The organism is Actinacidiphila acididurans (assembly GCF_016918855.1).
Taxonomy (GTDB): domain Bacteria; phylum Actinomycetota; class Actinomycetes; order Streptomycetales; family Streptomycetaceae; genus Actinacidiphila; species Actinacidiphila acididurans.
In genome coordinates this window covers 38,478-61,414 of the sequence record NZ_JADKYB010000029.1, presented here as the reverse complement: position 1 = coordinate 61,414, position 22,937 = coordinate 38,478, and the positions used below count along the sequence as shown (strand labels likewise).

Sequence of the window (22,937 nt, the reverse complement as noted above, 5' to 3'; positions counted from 1 at the left end):
GTGACGCTGTGGGCTCTTAGGGTGGCGGGGTCCGCCCGATGGAGGCGCGCGGCCCTGCCCGCGGGGCCGCGCGGGTCAGGCCGGCAGCCGCTCCCACCGGTAGAACTCGGTGGCCATGGCGTCCTTCGGGGACTTCCAGGTGGCCGGGTCGTATGCCGCCACGTGCACCTGCAGCCGTTCGCTGATGTCCTTGAACGCCGGGTGCGCGGCGTATTGCGCGACGGCCGGGCCGGGCGGCCGGTCGGCCTCGATCAGGTGCAGGTACACGTCGCCGAACTGGAACAGGCTGCGGCCGCGCACCCCGATGAGGTGCGGCAGCTCGCCCTGGTCGGAGGCGGCGAACAGGTCGGCGATGCCCTGCGCGGAGCCGGGCTTCATACGGGCGACGATCAAGGCGCGGTGCACGGTGACGGGTCCTTTCGAGGGTCGGGTGCGAGGGATCGGGGGGCCGGACGGGCAGGTACGGCCGGGCACGCGGCGACGTCCGCGTGCCCGGTCCCGGTCAGCCGGCGACGGGGAGCTGTTCGCTGGCGCGCTGCTCGACCTTGTCCCGGATCAGCTCGAGCTGGATCTTCGAGTTGGCGTTGATCCGCTCGGTCATCCCCGCGTCGTCCACCGGCGCCTCCGGTTTCATCGCGAAGTCCTGCACCCAGCGCATCCGGGTGCCGCCGCGGACCTCCTCGTACGCCCAGAAGATCTCCATGAACTCGAACGGGCCGGTCTCCACCCGGCGCGCGGTCACCGTCCTGGTGGCCTTGACGGGCTCGCGCTCCGAGACCCACGACCAGACCGTGCCGTTCTCGTCCGGGTGCATGGTCAGCCGGAAGCGGGTCTTGCCGCCGTCCCGGCCCAGGATCTCCACGGACGCGTACTCGCTGAACAGCTGCGGCCAGTTCTCCAGGTCGTTGGTCATGTCCCAGACCAGGTCGAGCGGCGCCTTGATGATGATCTCGTTCTCGGTGTGTCCGGACATGGTCACGCCCTCGCCTTCAGCACGTCGTTGACAACGGTGAGGAGTTCGGCCGGGGTCTTGCAGGCGTCGGCGTCGGCCGGGATGCTCGCGCCGTACTCGTTCTCCAGCGCGCCCACGATGCCCAGCAGGCCGAGGGAGTCGAGGCCGAACTCGGTGAACCGCTCGGCCGACCGGAGTTCGAGCTGCAGCGGTTCGACGGACACTCCGGCACGCCGCTCCATCATCGAGGCCAGCTCCGCGTAGGTCAGTTGCGTGTCCATATGGCTCCTTGCACTAGTGGGGGGAATCAGCGGGCGCCGGGCTCGTCCTGCCGGAGCACCAGCGCCGAGTTGGAGCCCAGCAGGCCGCGGCTGAGCACCAGGACGGTGCGCAGCTCCGCCGGCCGGGCGTGGCCCGTCACCAGGTCCAGGCCGTAGTCGGCCTCGGTGACATGCGGTGTGGGCGGGAGGGTCGAGTGCTCCATCGCCAGCACCGCGCCGGCCACATCGAGGGTCGAGGCGGCGCAATAGGCCCGCCCGATACCGGTCTTGGGCGCGGTGACCGGCACCCGCGCGGCGTGCTTGCCCAGCGCGTCGGCGAGCGCGAGGGCCTCGGCGCGGTCGGCGGCCGGCACCGCGAGCGCGTCGGCGAAGACCGCGTCCACGTCCTCCGGCGCGCAGCCGGCCTCGGCCAGCGCGCCCTGGATCGCCCGGGCCAGCCCTTCTCTCGAGGCGGCCCAGTCCTTGGACCCGGTGAAGGTCGCGGCGTGCCCGGCGACCAGCGCCCGGCTCCGCGCCCCGCGGCGGCCGGCCGTCTCCGCCTCCTCGACCACGAACATCGCGCCGCCCTCGGCCGGCACGAAGCCGGCCGCCTCGCCGGTGAACGGCAGATACGCCCGGTGCGGCTCCTCGATCCGGCTCAGCTCCGGGTAACCGAGCTGGCACACGATCGAGTACGGCGCGAGCGGCGCCTCGGCCGCCCCCACCACCATCGCGTCCGCCCCGCCCCGGATCGAGCGGGCGGCGTGCGCCATCGCGTCCAGCCCGCCGGCCTCGTCACCGGCGACCACCCCGCTGGGGCCCTTGAAGCCGCCGCGGATCGAGATCTGGCCGGTGCTGGCCGCGTAGAACCAGGCGATGGACTGGTACGGGCCGACGAACCGCGGCCCGCGGCCCCACAACTGCTGGAGCTCGCGCTGGCCGAACTCGCCGCCGCCGGAACCGGCCGCGGTCACCACGCCGATCGCATACGGGGAGTCGGCGCCCTCGGCGCTCAGCCCCGCGTCCTCGAGCGCGAGTTCCGCGGCCGCCATGGCGAAGTGGCTGAACCGGTCGGTCTGCACCAGAAAGCGCTCCTCGACCAGCGCCGCCGGGTCGAAGCCGCGCACCTCGCCGGCCACCCGCAGCGGAAGGTCGGCACAGCCCTCCCGGGTGACCCGGTCCAGGACGCCGACCCCTTCCCGGGTGGCCTTCCAGAACGCGTCCGTACCTATCCCGTTGGGCGCCACCACCCCCATGCCGGTGATGACCGTACGGCGTCCGGCCGGCGATATGGGGTCCCTTCTCATCCTGCCTTCGCCTCCTCCCGGTTGAGGACCACGGCGGACTGGAACCCGCCGAAGCCGCTGCCCACCGACAGCACGGTGCGCAGCTTCAGCTCCCGCGCGGTGCGCGGCACGTAGTCCAGGTCGCACTCGGGGTCCGGGGTCTCGTAGTTGGCGGTCGGTGGCACCACGCCGCGGGCCAGCGCCAGCGCGCACGCGGCCAGTTCGATCGCGCCGATCGCCCCGAGCGAATGGCCCACCATCGACTTGATGGAGCTCATCGGGGTGCGGAACGCGTGCTGTCCCAGCACCCGCTTGACGGCGGCGGTCTCGTGCCGGTCGTTCTGCTTGGTGCCCGAGCCGTGCGCGTTGACGTAGTCGATCCGCGAGGCGTCGATGCGGCCGTGGGCGAGCGCCTTCTCGATGGCCTCGGCCATCTCCAGGCCCTCCCGGGTCAGTCCGGTCATGTGGTGGGCGTTGCTGAACGAGGCGTACCCGGTCAGTTCGCAGTACACGGTGGCGCCGCGGGCCCGGGCGTGTTCCAGCTCCTCCAGGATCAGCACCGCGCCGCCCTCGCCGAGGACGAAGCCGTCCCGCCCGGCGTCGAACGGCCGGGAGGCATGGGTGGGGTCGTCGTTGTTGGGCGAGGTCGCCTTGATGGCGTCGAAACAGGCCACCGTGATCGGCGAGATGGGGGAGTCCGAGGCACCGGCCACGCAGATGTCCGCGCGGCCCTCCTCGATGGTCTGGAAGGCGTAGCCCACCGCGTCCAGACCGGAGGTGCAGCCGGTGGAGACGGTCTGCACCGGACCGTGCGCGCCGAACTCCTCGGCGACCTCGCTGGCCAGCGCACTGGGCTGGAAGGCCCGGTGCAGGTGCGGCCCGGCCGGCCCCGGCTCCACGTCCCAGCGCTCACCCGAGGAGCTGACCAGCGTGTAGTCGTGCTCCAGCCGGGTGGTGCCGCCGACCGCGGTGCCCAGCGACACCCCGATCCGCCACGGGTCCTCCGCGGTCAGGTCCAGCCCGCTGTCGCGGACCGCCTCGGCCGCCGCCACCAGCGCGAACTGCACGTACAGGTCGCAGCGCGCGACCTGCTCCGCGGTCAGGCCGCCGGCCAGCGGGTCGAAGTCGCACTCGGCCGCTATTCGGGACCGGAATCCCTCCGGGTCGAACCGGGTGATCCCCCGGGTCGCCGTCCGCCCGGCGGTGAGCAGGTCCCAGAACGCGGGCACTCCCACCCCGCCGGGGGCGACGACGCCGATGCCGGTCACCGCCACCCGGCGGGTCATGACATCGCCCCCGCCGCTTCCGGCGGCCGGGCCGAGCCGACCCCGAAGTCCTTGCCGGCCTGCGCCGGCTCCTCGGTGTCCACGTGCCCGAGCTCCGGACGCGGCGCGAGCGGGCCGAGGTGGAAGACCATGCGGGCCTCGGTGCCGCCGACGTTGCGGAACCGGTGCCGCATGTCCTTGGGGATCATCAGGCCGTGGTCGGGGCGCAGCGGATACGCCGTGCCGTCCAGGTCGACCTCGAGCTCGCCGCACACCACGAAGACGAACTCCTCGGAGTACGGGTGGTAGTGCTCGGAGATCTTCTCGCCGGGCTGGATCAGCGCCAGGCCCATGAAGCCGCTGGTGGAGCCGACCACGCTGGGGGTGAGCATGGCCCGCAGATCACCACCGCGGCGCCGGTTGGGCGCGATGTCGTCCACGTGCACGATCCTGGGGGGCTGAGCGGTCATGACGGTGCCTCCTGGGGAACTCCTGGATAAGCCGCACCGGCCGGTGGGGACGACCGGCCGGCCCGCGCGGGCGGGATGCGGGAACGCGAGAACTCTGGGACGCGGGATTACGGGACGGACGATCAGGGCTGCTGCGCGTGGCGGTCGGTGATCTCCCGCATCGAGCAGCGGGCGAACAGCTCCTTGCGCCCCGGCCCGCGGGTCGGGTCGACGCCGGGCAGCTCCAGCACCCGGCCCAGCTCGGCGGCCAGGTCGCGGTCGGTGGTGCCCGTGGTCAGGGCCAGGTCCTGCTCCGGCGAGGCGGTCAGGTCCAGTACCCGCACCACCACGTCGTCGCGCTGGAAGACGGTGGAGCGCAGCAGCGAACCGGCCGGGTCGGCCACCGCCAGCTCGTCGGCGCGGGCCAGCACCCGGGCCGCCGCCGCGCCGCAGCCGGGCCGTACCGGGTAGCGCAGCGCGCAGCGCCGTACCGGACCGGACGGCTCGCGCTCGCTGACCGCCTCGTGGACCGCCGGCAGGCTCGCCCGGCTGAAGAACGCGCGGGCCGCCTCCGGGTCGTTCAGGTCGCGCTCCTCCTCCAGATACGGGTTGATGGCCTCCTCCACGGCCCGTACCTCCGGCTGCTGGGCCACGTGGCGCAGCGCCGCGGCCAGGTTGCCGGTGACCTCCACCGCCCGCACCACCCGGTTGCCGTCCATGTAGAGCGTGGTGCGGCACAGCCGGGTGGTGGCGTCCACCCGCGCCTGCGGCGGGTCGTAGTCCGCCAGGATCGCCGCGACCTTCTCCTCGCTGCCCGGCTGGACCGTGAAGGTGATCGCGTGCCGGATCCGGCCGTCACCGGCCCGCTCCGGGGCCGGCGGCATGTGCCCGAAGTGCCCGGCGGCCGACGTCTCGCGCAGGATGCTGTACCGCAGCGAGCGGGTGTCGTTGATGCAGTCGTGCATCGGCTTGACCATTTCGCGGTGCTCCGGGCTGTCCACCCACTTCAGGAACGGCTCCGCGCTCTCCCACTCGCTGGTGATCAGCCACTGCGAGGGGTCCTCGATGGACTGGCAGAGCTGGTCGCTGACGTGGCCGGGCACTTCGTGGACCTGGGTGCGCAGCAGCTCGTACGCCTCCAGGAACCGTTCCTGCGCGCCCTTCTTCATGTCCAGCATCAGCACCACCCGCAGGCGCGCCGGCTCCGAGCGCTGCCCACCGGCGGACCGCTGGGCCACTTCCGGCTGTTCCGACAGGGTCGTCATGGTCCCACTGCTCCTTCGATCCGAATGACCGGGCGATGGCCCTGAGCCCGATCGTGCGTCGATCCCACGGACGGCGCGAGATCTGCGGTCCATGCGGGCGAATGCGCGTCCCGCCGCCCTCCCGGCGCGCGCGACCGGGCAAAAGACCCGGCATGAAACCCGCGACGACACCGAACCCCGACGACCGGGTGCCGGTCCTCATCACCGGCGGCTCCCTGGTGGGGCTGTCCACATCCCTGTTCCTGGGCCGGCTCGGCATCCGCCACATGCTGGTCGAGAAGCACCCGGCCACCTCGCACCACCCGCGCGGGCGCGGCAACAACGTGCGGACCATGGAGCTGTACCGCATCGCCGGCGTGGAGCGGGCGATCCGCGAGGCCGCCTCCGTGCTGGCCGTCAACCACGGCATCCTGCAGGCCGAATCGCTCACCGGCGACAACCAGCGGTGGCTGTTCCGGGAGATCGACCCGGGCGGCGGGCTGGCCGCCTTCAGCCCCTCCGGCTGGTGCCTGTGCAGCCAGAACGACCTGGAACCGGTGCTGCTCAAGGAGGCCCGGCGGCTCGGCGGCGACATCCGGTTCTCGGTCGAGCTGGAGTCCTTCGAGCAGGACGCCGACGGGGTGACGGCGGTGGTCCGCAGCCGTGAGACCGGGCAGACCCGCACCGTGCGGGCGGACTACCTGGTCGCCGCGGACGGGCCGCGCAGCCCGGTCCGCGAGCGCCTGGGCATCGGCCTGACCGGCAAGGGCGAGCTGTTCCACAACGTCAGCGTCACCTTCACCGCCAAGCGGCTGGCCGAGGCGGTGGGCGACCGGCACTTCATCGCCTGCTACCTGACCAACCCCGAGGCCGACGGCGCCCTGCTGCCGGTGGACAACCAGGAGAAGTGGGTCTTCCACGTGCCCTGGCACCCCGAGCACGGCGAGCCGCTGGAGGCGTTCACCGACGAACGCTGCGCCGCGCACATCCGCACCGCGGTCGGCGTGCCCGACCTGGACGTGGAGATCACCGGAAAGGCCCCCTGGCACGCGGCCGAACGGGTAGCCGAGCGCTACCGCGAGGGCCGGGTGTTCCTGGCCGGCGACTCCGCCCACGAGATGTCGCCCACCGGCGCGTTCGGCTCCAACACCGGCATCCAGGACGGCCACAACCTGGCCTGGAAGCTCGCCGCGGTGCTCGGCGGCTGGGCCGGCCCGGGACTCTTCGACAGCTACGGCGCCGAACGCCGCCCGGTCGCGGTGGCCACCAGCGAACGCGCCTCGAGCCGCTCCGCCGAGCACAGCCACCCCGGCTACGCCACCGCCCCGGTGACCGGCCGGCAGAGCGGCGTCCTCACCGTCGCCCTCGGCTACCGCTACCCGGACGGCGCCCTGGTCGGTGTGCCACCCGGCCGCCCGGTGGTCCCGGACGGCCCGCCCCCGGGCAAGGGCCCGGGCGCCGCGGGCACGCAGGGACGGCCGGCGAGCGGCGCGGGCGGCCAGCAGGGACGGCCGGCGAGCGGCGGGGGCGCGCCCGGCGGCGCCGGACCCGACGGCCCGCGCCGGCCCGGCGGCCCGCCGCTGTGGACCGGAGCCCCCGGCACCCGGGCGCCGCACCTGTGGGTGGAGCGGGACGGGGACCGGATGTCCACTCTCGACCTCTACGAGAGGTCGATGGTCCTGCTCACCGGTGAACGCGGCGACGGCTGGCACACGGCGGCCGGCCGGGCCGCGGAACGGCTGGGAGTGCCGCTGGAGAGGTACCGGGTGGGCACCGGCCGGGAGGCCGACCTGGTGCTGCAGGACGGCGCGGACTGGGCGGCGGCCCACGGCAGCGGCCCGGACGGCGCCGTGCTGGTCCGCCCCGACGGCTTCGTCGCCTGGCGCGCCGAGGACTCCTCGGCCGAGCCGGAGGAGGAGATCACGCGGGTGCTGCGGAAGGTGCTGAGCCTGGCGTGAGCCCGGGCGGGCGCGGCCGGCCGGTCAGCGGGCCGCGCCCCGCCGGGGCAGTGTCGGCGTGGCGGCGTCCGCCGGCCGGGCCGCGCGCGGCCGCAGTTCCACCGGACGGGCCGGCTCCGGCACCGGCGCGGACCGTGGCCGTACCGGGGGATCACCGTCCCCGTCACCGGCGGCGGCACCCGGACCGTGCCCGGCGCCCTCGTCGCCGGGCAGCTCACCGGGCAGCTCACCGGGCAGCTCACCGGGCAGCTCACCGGACAGGCCGCCGGGCAGCCCGCCGGACAGGAAGAGCAGCCGGGTCCCGGTCAGCGTCAGCAGCCGGTCCACGGTCCGGCTGACCGCACTCACCGTCAGCACCCGGCCGGACTCGTGGGCCAGGCGGTGCAGGCGCAGCAGCGAGTTCAGGGCCGCGCAGTCGCAGAACGACACCGCCCCGAGGTCCAGCCGCAGCCCGCCGGGACTGCCGGCCAGGGCGTCGCGCAGCGCCCCCTCCATCAGATGGGCGCAGCCGTGGTCCACCTCGCCGGCCACCACCGCGCAGGCCCACCGCCCGCTGTCGGTGATCCGGACGGACAAGGTGCCGTGCAGGTCGCGGACCACCCGGGAGGGCGGCCCGCCGCCGGGCCCGTCGGATGTGCGGTTCTCGCCGGCGCCTGAGTGTTCCTGAGCGACCATGGCGCACTTCCCCTCGTACCCGTACCCGGGAACGCACTGGTCGTCCCAGGGTGGTACGTGGCCGCGCTCGCCGCAACCCCGGAGCGCGACCCCGTACCGGGCGGCCTGATGGCGGGGCCCCGACCGGGCGGGTCGGGCGGGGCCGGGCGATCAGGCCGGCAGCCCGGCCTCGATCGCGTCCCACAGGGCGACCCGGGCGCGCAGCGCCTCGCTCACCGTGCCGGCGCACTCGGCCCACTTGTCCTGGTCGTCGCCGCACAGGTCGATCAGCATCTGCATGGCCATCGGGGTGTGCTGCTCGCCGTCCACCTCGATGTGCCGGGCCAGGTAGTCCTTGAAGACACTCAGCCGGCCCTCGGCGTCGGGGATCCGCACCACCTGCTCGAACATCTCCGGGATCAGGTCCTCGCGGCCGAAGGCGAAGGCCGCCGCCTGGCAGTGCAGCGGCGCCGACTCGATGATCGACCAGGTCACCGCCATGAAGTCGGCCGCCGCACGGGGAATGCGGGCCCGGTCGGCCGCCTCGGCCACCGCGACGCCCTCGCCGAGCAGCGCGAGGAAGGCACGTACCGGACCGGTGTCCGCGCCGGTGCGCTCCATGCCGTCCAGGTACAGCTCGAAGTGGCTGATCCAGCCCTCGCCGAGCTCGTCGCTCTCCTCCACCAGCACGATCTCGTTGATCAGGCGCCGGCTGGCGGTCGGCCCGGACGGCACCCACGGCAGGCTCACCCGGGTCAGCCGGATCTGCAGCGACTTCAGCAGGGACATGAAGTCCCACACGGCGAACACATGGCTCTCCTGGAAGGCGCGCACCTGCGCCAGCGAGTCCAGGCGGTGGTAGACGCCGTGGCCGAGCACGTCCTTGCGGACCGGCTCCACCGCGGTGCGCAGGGACGTCAGGCCGGGATGCGTACGGTCCCAGTGGTAGCGGTCGACGGCAGGACTCATCGGAACTCCTCGTGGTGCGGCGGCCGGGGGCCGGGCGGAAGGGGGAGCGGGACCGTCACTTGACGACGGCCCGTACCGCGTCGCGCAGTTGATGGGGCTGCGGCTGGCTGGCGCGGTCGAGGTCGGGCGCGAACGGCAGCACCGCCCCGTCGGGGCGGGTGACCCTGCGCGGCGGGGCGAGCAGCGCGACCTCCTCGGCGGCCACGGCCACCACCTCGGCCGCCACCCCGCAGCCGCGGTTCGCGTCGTCGTACACCACCAGCCGCCGGGTGCGGCCCACCGACGCGCGCAGCGCGGCCCAGTCGAAGGGGTGCAGGGTGCGCGGGTCGAGCACCTCCACGGACACCTCGCCGTCGAGGTCGTCGGCCACCTGAAGGGCCTCCGCGACCAGGTGGCCGACCGCCACCACCGTCACGTCCTCGCCCGCCCGGCGCACCCGCGCCGAGCCCAGCGGCACCGGCGGCAGCTGCCCGGTGACGTCCTCGCGCGCGCCCATCGCCCCGGCCGGGGCGAACACCACCACCGGGTCGTCGTCCTCGACCGCCGCGCGCAGCAGCCCGTACGCGTCCGCGGGCGACGCCGGGACCACCGTCTTCACCCCGGCGTGCACGAACAGGGCGTACGGATGGTCGGAGTGCTGGCCGGCCCAGCCGAGCCGGGAGCCCGAACCGGGCACCAGGAACGTCAGCGGCACCCGCGCCTGGCCGCCGGTCATCAGCCGGAACTTGTGCGCCTGGTTGACGATCTGCTCGAACACCAGGAAGAGCAGCGAGGGGATCTGGAACTCCACCACCGGGCGCATCCCGGTCAGGGCCGCGCCCAGCGCGAAGGAGGTGAACGCCTGCTCCGACAGGGGCATGTCCAGCACCCGGTCGGTGCCGAACCTGGCCTGGAGCCCGAGCGTCGGCCCGGCCATCCCGGCGCCCACGTCCTCGCCGAGCACGCACACCGCCGGGTCCGCCGCCATGGCGTCGCCCAGCGCCCTGTTCAGCGCCTTGGTGTACGACAGCCACGTCATACCGGCACCCCCGGCCGCGGCGGGGGCCCGCCCGCGTACAGGTAGGCGCCGGCCTCCGCGGGATCGGGGCGCGGTTCGGACAGCGCCCAGGCGGCGGCCCGCTCCAGCAGCGCGGCCACCTCGGCGTCGATCTCGGCCGCGGGCACGGCCGGGCGCAGCCGCTCCAGCGGGTCGCGGGCCCGCCAGGCGGCCACTTCCTCGGGGCTGCGGTAGGTCAGCCGCATCCGCCGCTCCATGGTGTGGTGCCCCTCGTAGCGGTAGGTCAGGCACTCCACGAACCCCGGGCCGCCGCACGATCGGGCCCGGGCCACCGCCTCCTCGGCCGCCTCGCGCACCGCGTCGGCGTCCATGCCGTCCACCGTGACCGCGGGGATCCCGAAGGCGGCGGCCCGGCCGACCGCGCTGCCGCCGACGGCCGCCGCGACCGGCAGGGTGGTGGCGTAGCCGTTGTTCTCGCACACGAACACCACCGGGGCCCGGTGGATCGACGCCAGGTTCAGCGCCTCCAGCAGCACCCCCTGGTTGAGGGCGCCGTCACCGAAGAAGCTCGCCACCACCGTGTCCCGGCCGGACCGGCGGGCCGCCCAGGCGGCGCCGACCGCGATGGCCGCGCCGGCGCCGACGATGCCGTTGGCGCCGAGGATGCCCAGCGACAGGTCCGCGGCGTGCATGGAGCCGCCCCGGCCGCGGTTGAGCCCGCTCTCCCGGCCGGCCAGCTCGGCCAGCAGCCGGGCCGGGTCCGCGCCCCGGGCCAGTACGTGGCCGTGGCCGCGGTGAGTGCTGGTGATCCGGTCGCCGGGGCCGAGCGCCGCGCACACCCCGACGGCCACCGCCTCCTGCCCGATGTAGGGGTGGATGCCGCCGGGGATCTCCCCGGTGCGCACCCACTCCAGCGCGAGCGTGTCGAATTCCCGGATCAGCCGCATCATCCGGTACCTGTCGGCCGGGGTGCTCAAGTCGGCGGGCGTCGCCTCGCCGGCCGCCCGCCGCGCACCCGCCACCGGCGCCGCCGTACCCCGGTCCGTGCCGGCCGGTTCCGCGGTCACCGCTCCCGCCACAGGACCGGGCAGAAGTCCGGGTCCGCGTAGTCGGGCATGCCGTCGGCGGTGCGGCGCACCATCACGTCGTGGTTGTAGACCACTGGTTCGCCGTCCGCGCGCAGGTAACGGCGATAGCGGTTGGAGCCGTCCTGAAGGTGCAGCGACACCGCGCGGCGCGGCCGGTCCGACCGGTTGGGCCCGCTGCCGTGGTAGGTGCGGCAGTGGTGGAAGCTGACGTGGCCGCGCGGGATCTCCACCGGGACGGTGCGCATCTCGGCGCCGTTGAACTCCGCGTTCAGGCTGACCAGGTGCTCCAGCTCGGACCGGTCGCGGGCGGCGAAGTGCCGGGTGGAGTCGTCCCCGCCGGGCCGCTCCTCCCAGCGGTGGCTGCCGTCGACCATGGTGATGGTGCCCATCTCGACGGTGCAGTCGTGGAACGGGATGAACGCGGTCAGCATGTTCTGCGAGGTACTGGTCGACCAGTAGTGCTTGTCGAAGTGCCAGGGCACCAGGTTGCTGGGCTCGTCCGCGATCGGCGGCTTGTAGATCATCGTGGCCTGGAAGACCCGGATCTCCTCGGCCCGGGCCAGCCGCGCGGCCACCGCGCCCAGCAGCGGCTTGCGCAGGATCGCGCCGATCTCCTCGCTCTCGAAGTGCACGTAGTCGTTGTGCCGCTGGACCGGGCCGTCGGCCGCCGTCCAGGACGCCAGGGTGCGCGGCCGGGCGGGCAGTTCCCGGTCGCGGTGGCCGGCGTAGTAGCGGTCCGACGCCTCCTGGAGGGCGTCCAGTTCGGCGTCGGAGAAGATCCGCCCGGACAGGAACCAGCCGTGCTCGGCGTAGTGCAGCGCGTCCTCCGCGGTGGGCAGGACGCCGATCTCGGCCGCGGTCAGGGCGAAGGGCGCGGTGTCGGAAGCGGTGGTGACGGTCATCGGTCTTCCTTCCGGGGGCGGGTGTCGGCGCGGTTCGGTTGCCCGCCGGGCGGGTACGGCCGGCGGGGGCGGGTGGCCGGTCGAGGTCAGGCGCCGGCCGCGCGCTCGCGCTCCACCGCCTCGTACAGGGCCTTGATGTTCGCCGAGCCGAAGGTGCCGGCCCCCCGGCGCTCGATCAGCTCCTGGAAGTAGGTGTTCCTGGGGTGCGTGGAGCGGGTGAAGATCTGGAAGAGCTGGCCGCCGTGGTCCTGGTCCACCAGCAGGTTCAGCTCCCGCAGCACCTCCGCGGGTATCTGCGTGTCGCCCAGCCGCTCGGGCAGCGCGTCGTAGTAGGCGCCGGGCGTGGTCAGGAAGGCGACGCCCCGGGCGGCCAGGGTGCGTACGGCGGCGGCGACGTCCTCGGTACGGAAGGCCAGGTGCTGCACCCCGGCGCCGCCGTGGGCGTCGAGGAAGCGGTCGATCTGGCCGGGCTCGCGGGTGGTGTCGGGCTCGAGCAGGGTGAGCGTGACCCCGCCGCAGTCGCTCTGCACCACCTGGGAGTTCATCGCCTGCGCGCCGATCTCCAGGTACTCGCTGAAGATCATCGAGAAGCCCAGCGCCCGCTGGCTGAAGGCCACCGCCGGGCCGAGTTCGCCGGCCGGCACGCACACCGCCAGGTGGTCGATCTCCTCGAGCAGCGCCTCCGCGGCGGGTCCTTCCGCGGTCAGCAGCGGGTCCTGCGGCCAGGTCCAGCGCAGGGCGAGGTCGCCGAAGCCGGCCACCGTGGTGGCGTCCAGCGCGGTCGCCCCGCCGGCCACCGCCGCCCGGGCCTGCGCCAGCGCGTCCTGCTCGTCCTCGCACAGCATGGCCAGGACGGCGGCGCCGTCGCCGTGCCGGCGCACGAACGCGGCCACCGGGTCGTCGAGCGTGCTCGCCGAGGACAGCACCAGGACGATCCGTCCCTGCCGTGCCGTCAGCCGGGTCACCCCGGGCCGCACCGGCGCGGGCGGCTCGCCGATGACGAAGCCGTAGTCGTCACGCAGCCGGGCCGCGTACTTGTGCGCGTCCTCGCAGTGGAACTCCACGTACGCGATGCCGTGGACGGTCATGCGTGTCACTCCCTGGAAGATGGTGGCCTTGCGTTGTCGCCTCCGGCGGCCCCCCCGTCCCGCCGCTTGCCGCCCGCCGCGGAGGACCGGACCGCCGTGCGGGCGCTGTCCGCCCGCCGGGACCGGCCCCCCGCCCGGACTCAGCCCTCCGCCCGGGCCGCGTGCTGCTCGCGCAGCAGGACCTTGCGCACCTTGCCGGTCGGCCCGAACGGGATGTCGTCGTCGGAGACCACCAGCACGTCCCGCACGGTGGCCGCCACATGCGGCTGGAGCGCTCCCAGCACGCCGGCGGTCCGCTCGGCCGCGTCCGCCTCGGAGCCGGCGCCGTCGGTGAGCTGGAGCAGCACGTCGGTGACGACCTTGTCGCCGGTGCGCAGCGCGACGACCGTGCAGTCCAGGACGTCCGGGCGGGCGGCCAGCACCCGCTCCTCGGACAGCGCGGTGTGCAGCATCAGGCCGTCGCCGAGGTCGACCGAGTCCACCGCGCGGTCCACGTGGTAGTAGTAGCCCTCCTCGTCCCGGTACATCAGGTCGCCGGTGAGGAAGTAGCCGCGCACCCGGGTGCGGTAGGTGGTCGCCGAGTCGTTCCAGTAGCCGAGCGCCAGGGTGGGGGAGCGGGTGCCGAGTTCACCGACCGCCCCGGGCGGCAGCTCCTCGCCGTCCGGGCCGAGCACCGCGCAGTCCACGAAGGCGTGCGGGCGGCCCACACAGCGCCCGTAGCGCGTCGAGTCCGTCGAGTGGCTGATGAAGAAGTGGGAGTGGCCCATCTCGGTGGAGCCCAGGCCGTCCACGAACACCGAGCCGGGGGTGCGCACCCGGCCGTCGCGGGTGGCCTGCTCCCGCGAGCCCACCGCGATCAGCCGCCGGATGTGCGCCTCGTGCGCGCAGTCACCGGTGTTCCACCACAGCGCCACCGACTCCAGGTCGCGCGCGCCCAGGTCGTGCCGGGCCAGGTCGGTCCAGGTGGTGGCGAAGCCGTAGACGCTGCCGGGCCGCCAGCTCTCGATCGCGTCCAGCACCTGCGGGCCGGTCTGCCGGGACAGCAGCAGCAGTTCCGAACCGAAGCTCAGCGCCAGGTTCACCGCGATCAGGGTGGCCGCGTGCGGCGAGGGCAGCGCGCTGAGCATCCGGTGCGAGCCCTGCGGGCGGGGCAGCCCCAGCCGGTAGCGGATCGCCGCGTAGAGGCTGTCGTGCGAGTGGACCACCGCCTTGGGCAGCCCGGTGGTGCCCGAGGAGTGGGTGATCGCCACCGGGTCCCCGCCCCAGTGCCGGTACGGGGCCGGCGCGCGCTCCGGGTCGCCGCCAGCCAGCGCGTCCGCGGTGGCCAGCAACCTGTGCGGCCGCCCCTCCAGCGCTTCCAGGTGCGCGGCGTCGGTGACCAGCGGGACGTCGCCGAGCCGCTGCCGCAGATAGCTCGCGGTGCGCTCGCCGTCCAGCAGCGGGTTGATCAGCGCCGGGATCGCGCCGAGCCGGGCCAGTGCGAAGAACGTCAGGACCGTGTCGGCCGCGGTGGACGTCTGCACCGCCACCGGGTCGCGGCGGCGTACCCCCAGCTCGTGCAGCGCCGCGGCGCGGGCCCGGACCGCCAGGTCCAGCTCGCGCGGGGTCAGCGGCTGCCAGGCGGGCCGGCCGTCCACCGGAGTGTCGAAGGTCAGCGCGGGGGCGTCCGGATCGAGGTCGTGCTCGACCCGGGTGGTCAGGACATTGCCGGCGCCGACCGCCGGATCACCGGCCAGCGCGGCGCGCAGGGTGCGGATGGTCATCTCGGCCCGGTCTCCTCGATGTCGGTGCCCGGCGGGACAGCGGGCCGGCCGGTGGGTCCGGCGGCCCGGCGGTGCTGCGCCGCCCGGCGGCCCGGTGCGGATTCCGCTTGCGCGCGGTGCGCGGATTTCGGCACGGCGAGCCGTACGGGCCGCAAGGCGGCCGGCACGGGGGCGGGCGTCACGCCCTCGTCACCGGCTCGCCGCCGGCCGCCACCTTCGAGGCGACCTCGGCGGTGAACTCGTCGAGCGTCATCAGCGCGGTGTTCTCCATGTCGTCGAGCTCGAAGCGCACCCCGAACTCCTCCTCGACCTGGACGGACAGGTCCGCCAGGGCCAGCGACTCCAGGTCCAGGCCGGCCGGCCCCAGATCGGTCTCGCCGGTGACCTCCGAGACGTCGTAGTTCATCTCGGCGAGCGCCGAGAGGACGAAGGCGCGGATCTTCTCCTGCATGGCTGAACTCCTACGGGCGTACGGGATCGGAAGAGCGGTGCGGTGCGGTGGGGCGCACCCCGGTGGCCGTACGGCTGCGGGCGGCACGGGCGGTCCCGGCGGGCCGCCGGTCCGGCCGGTGTCTGGCCCGGCCGGGCACGAGCGGTGTACGGGACGCCCCGGGGTCAGCGGTGGGCGTCGGCGGCGGCGCGCAGCGTGTCGGCGCTGCGCTGCAGCTTGCCGGTGGTGGTGCGGGGCAGTGCGGGCAGGACGGACATCCGCCGGGGCAGCTTGTAGCCGGCCAGCCGTTCCGCGAGCAGCTCGCGCAGCCGCTCGGGACCGGCGGCGTGGCCGGCGACGTACGCCTCGATGGCTCCGTCGGCGAACAGGACGACCGCCTCGTCCACCCCGGGCAGGGCGGTCAGGGTCTGTTCGACCTCGGTGAGATCCACCTTGAGTCCGCCGATCGACACCTGGGAGTCGCGCCGGCCGTGGACGGCGACGCGGCCGGTGACGGGGTCGAGCGAGGCCGCGTCGCGGGTGTGCAGCAGCCCCTCGGACCAGCGAGTGGGATCGGGGTCCCCGAGATAGGGTGACTCGGGCACGCGCAGGTGCAACTCGCCCCCGGCGACGGACGGTTCCATGCCGTGGACGGGTTCGAGCCAGGGGTGCCCGGTGCCGGTCAGGTCCGTGGCGATCACCCCGGTCTCGGTCATGCCGTACATCGTGCCCAGGGGTATGCCGTACCGCTGCGTGAACAGCTCGCGCAGCCCCGGGCGGAGCATCTCGCCGGCCACGATCATCCGGCGCAGGTGGGGCAGTTTCGGCGGGTCGGTGCGGCCCGCCAGCAACTCGGCGTGGAAGGGCACGCCGATGACAGTGGTGGGCGCGTCGCGGCGGGCGACCGCGTCCAGGATTCCGAGGGGCGTCAGCCGGCTCGGCAGCACCAACTCCGCCCCCGCGTACAAGGCGTTGAGCAGGCCGCCGACCAGGCCGAGCACGTGCACCATCGAGGACAGCAGCACCACCCGCTCGCCGCGGCCCGGGAAGCCGGACACCATGGCGTAGGCGCGCAGTTCGCGTTCCAGGTCGGCCGCGGTGCGGGCGATCGCCTTGGGCCGGCCGGTCGAGCCGGAGCTGAGCTGGACCACCACGTGTCCGGTGGCCGACGGCCGGCCGCCGGGCAGCGGCACGGCGACGACCCCGCCGTCCTCGTCGGCCGGCGTCCGCGGCAGTTCCGCGAGGTCCGTGGGCACCAGGGCGGGCGTGGTGAGCAGGAACCGCGGGCGCAGCATGGTGACGGCCCGGCCGACCTCGGCGTCGGTGAGCCGGTGGTCGAGCAGCACCGCCTGTCCGCCGCAGCGCCACACCGCGAGCAGCACGGTGATCAGGCCGGGCGAGGGCGCCAGCCGCAGTGCCGCCGTGCCGCCTTCGCCAAGGCCCGCCGCGGTCAGCGCCCGCTGGGCCGCGGCGACCGACAACCGCAGCTCACCGCGGTTGACCGGGCGGCCCAGGTCCAGGCACGCCTCGTCGTCCGGACCGGACAGCAGTACCCGGTCCACCCAGGAAGGATCGCTGAACGCCAACGGGACTCCACGCGACTAAAGGCCGACGGGCGGTCGGCGGCAGGCCGGCAGAAGGCAATGACGGCAGACACAGTGGATGAAACTGCAAGAAAAGAGCAGGTGTGGTGACTTGACCACGTGTGGTGCATCCCCGAGCGCCGACAGTGGCACAGGCCCCAGCGGTCGTCAATGTCTGTACCATTTGCGCGGAAGGGCCCTAAGCTCCTGCCCCCGCAAGGCAGTTGACGGGAGCAATCAGAAGCCGGGAAGGGCCCCGACGTGCGCGCTGCCACCCCTTCCGACCTGCGTGGACGCGGATGCCGACCGAATCGCGCCCGCGCCGGTGACCGTGCCGGCCGCGGTGAGGTCTCCGCTTGCGCGCCGGTCGGCGCGAGTGTCCGGCACCGGCAGGGGCGCCGCGTCCCGGCGGACGGCCGCACAACCGCGCTGATGGCCGAAATCGCAGTTCGCCGCCCGTGCGCGCCCGTTCGGCACCGTTGTCACCGCCCCGGGTGGCAACCCTGCGCCGCACGCAGGGAGTTGCCGGTGCCTTGCTGCCCACCGGCATCTTCCCCGACCCGGCACCCTCCGGCAGCAATTCCGCGCCCGGCAGTCCGCCGACCGGCGGTCCCGTAGCCGGCGGCGCTGCGGCAAGCTCCGTACCCGGTGCCGTCCCCGCCCGCGTCCCCGGTCCGCCCGCCCGCACTTGTCCATGCACCGCTCAGGAGGAAACCGTGACGAGCACGTCCGCCGACCCGGCGTTCCCCGGCTGGGACTGGGAGGATCCCGGAGGACTGGACCGGCTGATGGCCCGGTTCACCGAGAACCTCGCCGCCTGCGACTCGCTGGAGACGGTCCGCGACAGCGTCCCCCGCACACACGACGACTTCCGCGAACTGGGCCTGACCGGGATCGAGTTCGCCGCCTTCCGGACCGCCCACCCGCAGGGGCTCGGCACGGACCTGCTGTCCCTGCACACCCCGCAGGAGTCCACCCGGCCCGGCCCGCTCTACCTGGTCGACGGCGCCCACCGGTTCACGCAACTGGACATCAGCGACCCGCTGCCGTTCGCCGACGCGGCCGTGGACTGGGTCTACGCCGAGCACTTGGTCGAGCACGTGCCGCTCGGCACGGTGATCGGCTGGCTGCGCGAGGTGCGCCGGGTGCTGCGCCCGGGCGGCGTGCTCCGGCTCACCACCCCGGACCTCGCCGCCTACGTCCACGGCTACCTCGACCAGCAGGGCGGCTTCTTCGCCCGGCACCGCCGCCGGCTGCGCACGCTTCGGGTCGGCCCGCCCATGCCGGACCGCCGTGCCTTCATGATCAACCAGATCTTCTACCACTTCGGCCACCGCTGGATCTACGACGAGGCCGAGCTCCGGTACGCGCTGGCCGCCGCCGGCTTCGACGACCGGGACGTGCGCCGCCGCGACTTCCGCGAGGGCGCCCGCGCCGACGTGGCGGCCCTGGACAGCAGCTTCCGCCGCGACGAGACGGTGTATGTGGAGGCGGTGGCGCCCGGCGCGCGGGAGTGACCGGGCGGGCCACGTACCGGCGCGCGGAGCACAGTAACGCGCAGCGAAGCGTGGCCGGCGGGCGGGGGACCGTAGCTCCCCGGCCTCCCGCCCGCCGCAAGGTCAGCGGATGCGGCGGGCGAAGAGCCGGGCGGACCAGGCGACGGCCAGCGCGGTGAGGCCGGCCATCAGGGCCAGGGCGCGCCAGACCGCGGGCGCGCCCGCGTCGCCGGCGAACAGGGCGCGCATACCCTCCACCGCCCAGTAGCAGGGGTTCCAGTCGGCGGCCGTGCGCAGCCAGTGCGGGGCCAGCGCGAGGGGCAGCAGGGTGCCGGAGAGCAGGGCCAGCGGCTGGGCGATGGTGTTGACCACCGGGCCGAGCGCCGCGTCGCCGCCCACCAGCAGCGCCAGCCCGTAGGAGACGCTGGAGGCCATCAGGGCGGTCAGGCCCAGCAGCAGGAAGGCCAGCAGCAGGTACAGCGGGCGCACGGTCAGCCCGAAGGGCAGCGCGAGCAGGGTCACCAGCAGCGCCTGGATCAGCAGGGCCACCACCTCGCGCAGCGCCCGGCCGAGCAGCAGCGCGACCCGGCTGACCGGGGTGACCCGGGAGCGCTCCACGATGCCCGCCCGCAGTTCGCCCAGCAGCGCGAAGCCGGTGAACAGGCCGCCCATCAGGGCCAGCGCGCTGAGCAGCCCGGGCACGTAGATCCGGTACGCGTCCGCGTAGGAGTGCGCGCCGGAGGTGGCGAGCGCCGACTTCAGCAGCGGTGCGAACAGCAGCAGGTAGCAAAGGGGTTGCAGGATGCCGACCGCGATCCACACCGGCGTTCTGATCATGATGAGCACCTGGCGCTGGAAGACCAGCCAGGTGTCGCGCAGCAGCTTCACGTCACGGTCCTCACGGCGGAAGGGGGGGTCGCGCGGGCCCGCGACGGGCTCCGCGGTCCTGCGGATCGGGGGGCGTACGTCAGAGGGGGTCGTACGAACCTGCGGATCAGGCGGTCAGTCCTGGTCCAGCGGGCGGCCGGTGCGGGCGAGGAAGACGTCGTCCAGGCTCGGCCGGCGCAACTGCACCAGGACCGGGTCCACACCCGCGGCCTGGAGGACCCGCAGGAGCTGCGGGAGCGCGGAGGGGGCGTCGTCCACGTAGAGCCGCAGCTCCGGCGGCTGCCCGTCGCCCTCGTTGCCATCGTCGGCGCCGTCCCCGCCGGCCGTCTCGACGCCGCTCACCCACTCCAGCGGGCGCAGCACCTCCTCGGCGCGGGGCCGGTCGCCGGGCCGCAGCACCAGACCCACCGCGTCGCCGGCGATCTCCTTCTTCAACTGCTCCGGCGTGCCCTCGGCGACCACCCGGCCGTGGTCCACGATCCCGATCCGGTCGCAGAGGCCGTCCGCCTCCTCCAGGTAGTGCGTGCTGACCAGCACGGTCATGCCGTCGGCGCGCAGCCGCCGGATCTGCTCCCACACCTGGGCGCGGCTCGGCGGGTCCAGGCCCACCGTGGGCTCGTCGAGGAACAGCAGCCGCGGCCGGTGGATGACGCCCAGCGCCAGGTCCACCCGGCGCCGCTGCCCGCCGGAGTACGTCCCGCAGGGCCGGTCGCCGAACTCGCCCAGGCCGAAGGCCTCCATCGCCTCCCCAGCGCGCGCGACCGCCTCGGCCTTGCCGATGCCGTACATCCGCGCCTGGAGCACGAGTTCCTCGCGGGCGGTGACCGCGTCGGCGGTGCCGCCGCCCTGGGCCACGTAACCGATTCGGCGGCGCACCGTGGCGGGCTCGGCCCGCAGGTCCGCGCCGGCCACCACCGCCTCGCCGCCGTCCGGCCGGACCAGCGTGGCCAGCATCCGCAACGTGGTGGTCTTGCCGGCGCCGTTGGGACCGAGGACGCCGAAGATCTCGCCCGGCCCCACGGTCAGGTCGATGCCGCGCACGGCGTCCACCGGTGTCCCGCGGCCCCCGCGGGTGGCGAAGGACTTGCGCAGCCCCTGGGTCACGATCAACCGAGTCTCCCGGTCGTGGTGAGGGTGGATCCGGGTGCGGGGAGGTGCCGCCGGGCACCGCGGCGCCCGGCGGGAAGCCGGCGCGGCGGAAGCGGATGCACGACGGGTACGGACGTACGGCGCGGTGGGTACGCGTCGACGGCCCCCCGCGCGGCGAGCGTCACCCTAGAGGAGGGCCGGCCGCCCGAACCATGGTGCTGGACCGCAATTGCCGGTAATGGGCCGTCGACTGCCGGACGGCCCGACCGTCGGTCAGCCCGCGCACTCCTCCAGCAGGTCCGCGGCCCGCCGTGCCCCGCCCAGGCCGGCCAGTCTGCGCGACATCAACTCGGCGGCCCGGCGCGGCTCGGTGCGGTCCAGCACGCTGACCAGGGCGTCACGGATCGCCGTGGCCGGCGCGGCGGTGAAGTCGACCTCGACGCCCGCGCCGAGCGCGGCCACCCGGGCCGCCGTGATCGGCTGGTCGTGCCGGATCGGCGCCACCACCAGCGGCACCCCGTGCGCCAGCGCCTCGACCACCGTGTTCATCCCGCCGTGGCACAGCACCGCGTCCACCACGCCGCGCCGCAGCAGGTCCAGCACCGGCACCTGCGGCAGCCCCACCACCCCGTCGGGCAGCTTGGAAAGCACCTGCTTGGGCGCCGCCACCACCGCCTGCACCCGGTCGGCCAGCGAGGTCAGCGCCTGCCCGGCGCGCAGCAGGAAGTCCCCGGCAACCGAGGCCGACAGGGTGCCCAGCGTCACCAGCACGTGCCGGCGGTCCGGGTCCAGCCGGTCGTACGGGAACTGCGCCGTCGACGGCCGGTCGGTCAGCAGCGGCCCGACCGCCTCGGTGTGCGGCGGCAGCGGCTCGCCGCCCGGCATTTCGAGGCCGTCCTGCGCGACCCCGAGCAGGGCCGGCGCGGTCGGCGCCAGGATCAGCCGGGCCGAGTAGCGCGGGTCGGTGTACTCGGCCGCCGGAAGTCCGGCCCGCCGCCACAGGCCCGTCAGCAACTCCTGCTGCCAGGCCGCCAGTTCCGGCGGCTGGAGCGGCGGCCGGCCCAGTTCCATCGCGGAGGGCGCGAAGCCGGCCCAGCGCACGCCCTGTTCGTGCGCGGCCAGCGCGCCCGCCGGGCTGTGCTGGTCCACCAGCACCAGGTCCGGGCTCCACTCCCGCACCGCCCGGCGTACCGCGGGCAGCGTGAACCGGGTGTAGGGCACCACGAAGTCCTGCCACAGGGTACGGATCGCCTCGGTGCCGCCCACCGCCTGCTCGCGGAACAGCCGCGAACCGGTCGGCAGGACCAGCGCCCCGGGACCCAGCACCGGCCGCAGCACCGGCTCGGGTCCGGCCCACGCCACCACGTGCCCGCGGCGGCCGAGTTCGGCCGCGAGGGCGAGCGCCGGATGCAGGTGACCGGTCAGCGGAGGCAGCACGAACATCAGCCGTAACGCACGGCGCGGACGCAACAGGACGGTCACGTGGGGCCCTTTCGGGAAATCTTGTGCGATGCGCGGGGGGTCGGAATACTAGCCCGCGTGACCGCACTCAAGGCAGTCGCAGTCCATCTGCCACCGGTCGCGGAACCGATCGAAACGGTCGGCGACCGACTGGGGCTGACGGCCCGTCAGCAAACCTTGCTGCGCCGGTTCCACGGCCTCGACCAGGTCCTCCTGGCACCGGACGGCGACCTGACGGACCTGCTCGCCGCGGCGGCGGCGGCGCTGCCGGAACTGCGCGGTCGCGAACACCTCGTCCGGTACGTGCTGCACGCGCGCGGCATGCCGGTCGGGGCGCCCTACCCGGTCAACCCGGTGCACGAACTGCTCGGCCGTCTGGGGCTGGAGCACGCTCGTGCGTTCACCGTCACCCACCACGCCTGCGCCACCTCGCTGCTGGCCGTGGACGTCGCCGGACGGCTGCTGGCGGCGGACCCGGACCCGCAGGCGCTCGCGCTGGTCCTGGCCGGTGAGAAGACGTTCACCCGGGACGCGCAACTGGTCCCGGAAACAGCGGTGTTCGCGGAGGCCGCGGCGGCCTGCCTGGTCGGCGCGCACGGCGAACGGGACCGCGTCCTGTCGTACGTGGCCGATCTGCGCGGGGAGTTCGACGGACGCCTCGCGGAGGACCGCGACCTGCTCGACCGCTACCAGCGCGCCTACCCGCAGGCCCTGATCGCCGTGATGGAGGCGGCACTCGAGCGGGCGGGCGAGAGCTGGCAGTCGCTGGCCCTGCTGCTGCCGCACAACGTCAACCAGATCTCCTGGCGGCGGGTGTGCAAGGCGGTCGGCTACCCGCTGGACAAGGTGGTCCTGGAGAACGTCCCCACCGTGGGCCACAGCTTCGCGGCGGACTTCTTCGTCAACCACCACACGGCCATCACCCGCGGCCTGCTCAACCCCCGCGACCGCTATCTGGTCGCCGCCGCCGGGCTCGGCGCGACCTTCGCCGCGATGGTGCTCCAGCACTGAGGCACTGAACCACCGACCCGGACGCGCCCGCGCCGCCCGGCGCGGGGTGCTCGCGTACCACTTCAGCTCTGTTCACCGCCCGCACCGGCCGCGTGCCGGGCGGG

At 74.3% G+C, this 22,937-nt stretch carries 22 protein-coding genes; 3 read left to right on the top strand and 19 right to left on the bottom strand.

All coding sequences use genetic code 11. The features are described from left to right. Positions 1 to 75 precede the first annotated feature (75 nt). The 7 genes from ITX44_RS36085 to ITX44_RS36055 form a co-directional block, all read right to left on the bottom strand. Entirely contained in the window at positions 76 to 405 is a 330-nt protein-coding gene (locus tag ITX44_RS36085; protein WP_205363414.1) for a TcmI family type II polyketide cyclase, read from the bottom strand. Positions 406 to 502: 97 nt separating this feature from the next. After that, entirely contained in the window at positions 503 to 973 is a 471-nt protein-coding gene (locus ITX44_RS36080) for an SRPBCC family protein (RefSeq protein WP_205363476.1), read from the bottom strand. Between the two features lie 2 nt (positions 974 to 975). Beyond that, a complete protein-coding gene (locus ITX44_RS36075) occupies positions 976 to 1,233 on the bottom strand; it encodes an acyl carrier protein (RefSeq protein WP_205363412.1) in 258 nt (85 codons plus the stop codon). Between the two features lie 26 nt (positions 1,234 to 1,259). Further along, positions 1,260 to 2,519 carry a beta-ketoacyl synthase N-terminal-like domain-containing protein gene (locus tag ITX44_RS36070; protein ID WP_205363410.1) on the bottom strand — a complete coding sequence of 420 codons (1,260 nt, stop codon included), beginning with the start codon at positions 2,517 to 2,519 and terminating at the stop codon, positions 1,260 to 1,262. Further along, positions 2,516 to 3,784 carry a beta-ketoacyl-[acyl-carrier-protein] synthase family protein gene (locus tag ITX44_RS36065; RefSeq protein ID WP_205363408.1) on the bottom strand — a complete coding sequence of 423 codons (1,269 nt, stop codon included), beginning with the start codon at positions 3,782 to 3,784 and terminating at the stop codon, positions 2,516 to 2,518. Before ITX44_RS36065 ends, ITX44_RS36070 begins: the two co-directional genes overlap by 4 nt. Then, the gene (locus ITX44_RS36060; protein WP_205363406.1) at positions 3,781 to 4,233 is read right to left on the bottom strand and encodes a cupin domain-containing protein; all 453 of its coding nucleotides are present in this window, start codon (positions 4,231 to 4,233) and stop codon (positions 3,781 to 3,783) included. Before ITX44_RS36060 ends, ITX44_RS36065 begins: the two co-directional genes overlap by 4 nt. A 122-nt stretch (positions 4,234 to 4,355) precedes the next feature. Then, complete coding sequence (locus tag ITX44_RS36055) at positions 4,356 to 5,477, bottom strand: SchA/CurD-like domain-containing protein (RefSeq protein ID WP_205363404.1); 1,122 nt, start codon at positions 5,475 to 5,477, stop codon at positions 4,356 to 4,358. Positions 5,478 to 5,629: 152 nt separating this feature from the next. Here ITX44_RS36055 and ITX44_RS36050 point away from each other — a divergent pair, with 152 nt between their 5' ends. After that, positions 5,630 to 7,414 carry an FAD-dependent oxidoreductase gene (locus ITX44_RS36050; protein WP_205363402.1) on the top strand — a complete coding sequence of 595 codons (1,785 nt, stop codon included), beginning with the start codon at positions 5,630 to 5,632 and terminating at the stop codon, positions 7,412 to 7,414. A gap of 24 nt (positions 7,415 to 7,438) precedes the next feature. On the opposite strand, the gene ITX44_RS36045 is transcribed toward ITX44_RS36050, so the two are convergent. The 9 genes from ITX44_RS36045 to ITX44_RS36005 form a co-directional block, all read right to left on the bottom strand. After that, positions 7,439 to 8,089 carry an STAS domain-containing protein gene (locus tag ITX44_RS36045; RefSeq protein ID WP_205363400.1) on the bottom strand — a complete coding sequence of 217 codons (651 nt, stop codon included), beginning with the start codon at positions 8,087 to 8,089 and terminating at the stop codon, positions 7,439 to 7,441. Between the two features lie 150 nt (positions 8,090 to 8,239). Beyond that, positions 8,240 to 9,037: a DUF3050 domain-containing protein gene (locus ITX44_RS36040; protein ID WP_205363397.1), complete on the bottom strand. Its 798-nt coding sequence runs from the start codon at positions 9,035 to 9,037 to the stop codon at positions 8,240 to 8,242. 55 nt (positions 9,038 to 9,092) lie between these two features. Next, positions 9,093 to 10,055 (bottom strand): alpha-ketoacid dehydrogenase subunit beta, encoded by a 963-nt coding sequence (locus tag ITX44_RS36035; RefSeq protein WP_205363395.1) that lies wholly within the window; start codon positions 10,053 to 10,055, stop codon positions 9,093 to 9,095. Further along, positions 10,052 to 11,101: a thiamine pyrophosphate-dependent dehydrogenase E1 component subunit alpha gene (locus ITX44_RS36030; RefSeq protein WP_307795646.1), complete on the bottom strand. Its 1,050-nt coding sequence runs from the start codon at positions 11,099 to 11,101 to the stop codon at positions 10,052 to 10,054. Before ITX44_RS36030 ends, ITX44_RS36035 begins: the two co-directional genes overlap by 4 nt. Beyond that, positions 11,098 to 12,024, bottom strand: a complete 927-nt coding sequence (locus tag ITX44_RS36025) for a phytanoyl-CoA dioxygenase family protein (RefSeq protein ID WP_205363393.1) — start codon at positions 12,022 to 12,024, stop codon at positions 11,098 to 11,100. The genes ITX44_RS36030 and ITX44_RS36025 overlap by 4 nt, the downstream gene beginning before the upstream one ends. 86 nt (positions 12,025 to 12,110) lie before the next feature. Then, on the bottom strand, positions 12,111 to 13,112 hold the full coding sequence (locus ITX44_RS36020; protein WP_205363385.1) for a VOC family protein: 1,002 nt from the start codon (positions 13,110 to 13,112) through the stop codon (positions 12,111 to 12,113). Positions 13,113 to 13,252: 140 nt separating this feature from the next. Further along, on the bottom strand, positions 13,253 to 14,875 hold the full coding sequence (locus ITX44_RS36015) for a class I adenylate-forming enzyme family protein (RefSeq protein WP_205363384.1): 1,623 nt from the start codon (positions 14,873 to 14,875) through the stop codon (positions 13,253 to 13,255). Positions 14,876 to 15,053: 178 nt separating this feature from the next. After that, entirely contained in the window at positions 15,054 to 15,326 is a 273-nt protein-coding gene (locus ITX44_RS36010; protein ID WP_205363383.1) for an acyl carrier protein, read from the bottom strand. A gap of 164 nt (positions 15,327 to 15,490) precedes the next feature. Further along, positions 15,491 to 16,867, bottom strand: a complete 1,377-nt coding sequence (locus ITX44_RS36005) for a class I adenylate-forming enzyme family protein (protein WP_307795645.1) — start codon at positions 16,865 to 16,867, stop codon at positions 15,491 to 15,493. Between the two features lie 737 nt (positions 16,868 to 17,604). On the opposite strand from ITX44_RS36005, the gene ITX44_RS36000 reads away from it, so the two are divergent. Then, on the top strand, positions 17,605 to 18,405 hold the full coding sequence (locus ITX44_RS36000) for a class I SAM-dependent methyltransferase (protein ID WP_307795644.1): 801 nt from the start codon (positions 17,605 to 17,607) through the stop codon (positions 18,403 to 18,405). A gap of 102 nt (positions 18,406 to 18,507) precedes the next feature. On the opposite strand, the gene ITX44_RS35995 is transcribed toward ITX44_RS36000, so the two are convergent. From ITX44_RS35995 to ITX44_RS35985, 3 genes are all read right to left on the bottom strand, one after another. Next, positions 18,508 to 19,272 (bottom strand): ABC transporter permease, encoded by a 765-nt coding sequence (locus ITX44_RS35995; RefSeq protein ID WP_205363380.1) that lies wholly within the window; start codon positions 19,270 to 19,272, stop codon positions 18,508 to 18,510. 114 nt (positions 19,273 to 19,386) lie between these two features. Next, positions 19,387 to 20,376, bottom strand: a complete 990-nt coding sequence (locus ITX44_RS35990; RefSeq protein ID WP_307795650.1) for an ATP-binding cassette domain-containing protein — start codon at positions 20,374 to 20,376, stop codon at positions 19,387 to 19,389. Positions 20,377 to 20,634: 258 nt separating this feature from the next. Next, positions 20,635 to 21,804, bottom strand: coding sequence for a glycosyltransferase (locus ITX44_RS35985; RefSeq protein ID WP_205363378.1), 1,170 nt, complete (start codon positions 21,802 to 21,804; stop codon positions 20,635 to 20,637). Positions 21,805 to 21,900: 96 nt separating this feature from the next. Here ITX44_RS35985 and ITX44_RS35980 point away from each other — a divergent pair, with 96 nt between their 5' ends. Continuing rightward, the gene (locus ITX44_RS35980) at positions 21,901 to 22,833 is read left to right on the top strand and encodes a 3-oxoacyl-[acyl-carrier-protein] synthase III C-terminal domain-containing protein (protein WP_205363377.1); all 933 of its coding nucleotides are present in this window, start codon (positions 21,901 to 21,903) and stop codon (positions 22,831 to 22,833) included. Positions 22,834 to 22,937 lie beyond the last annotated feature (104 nt).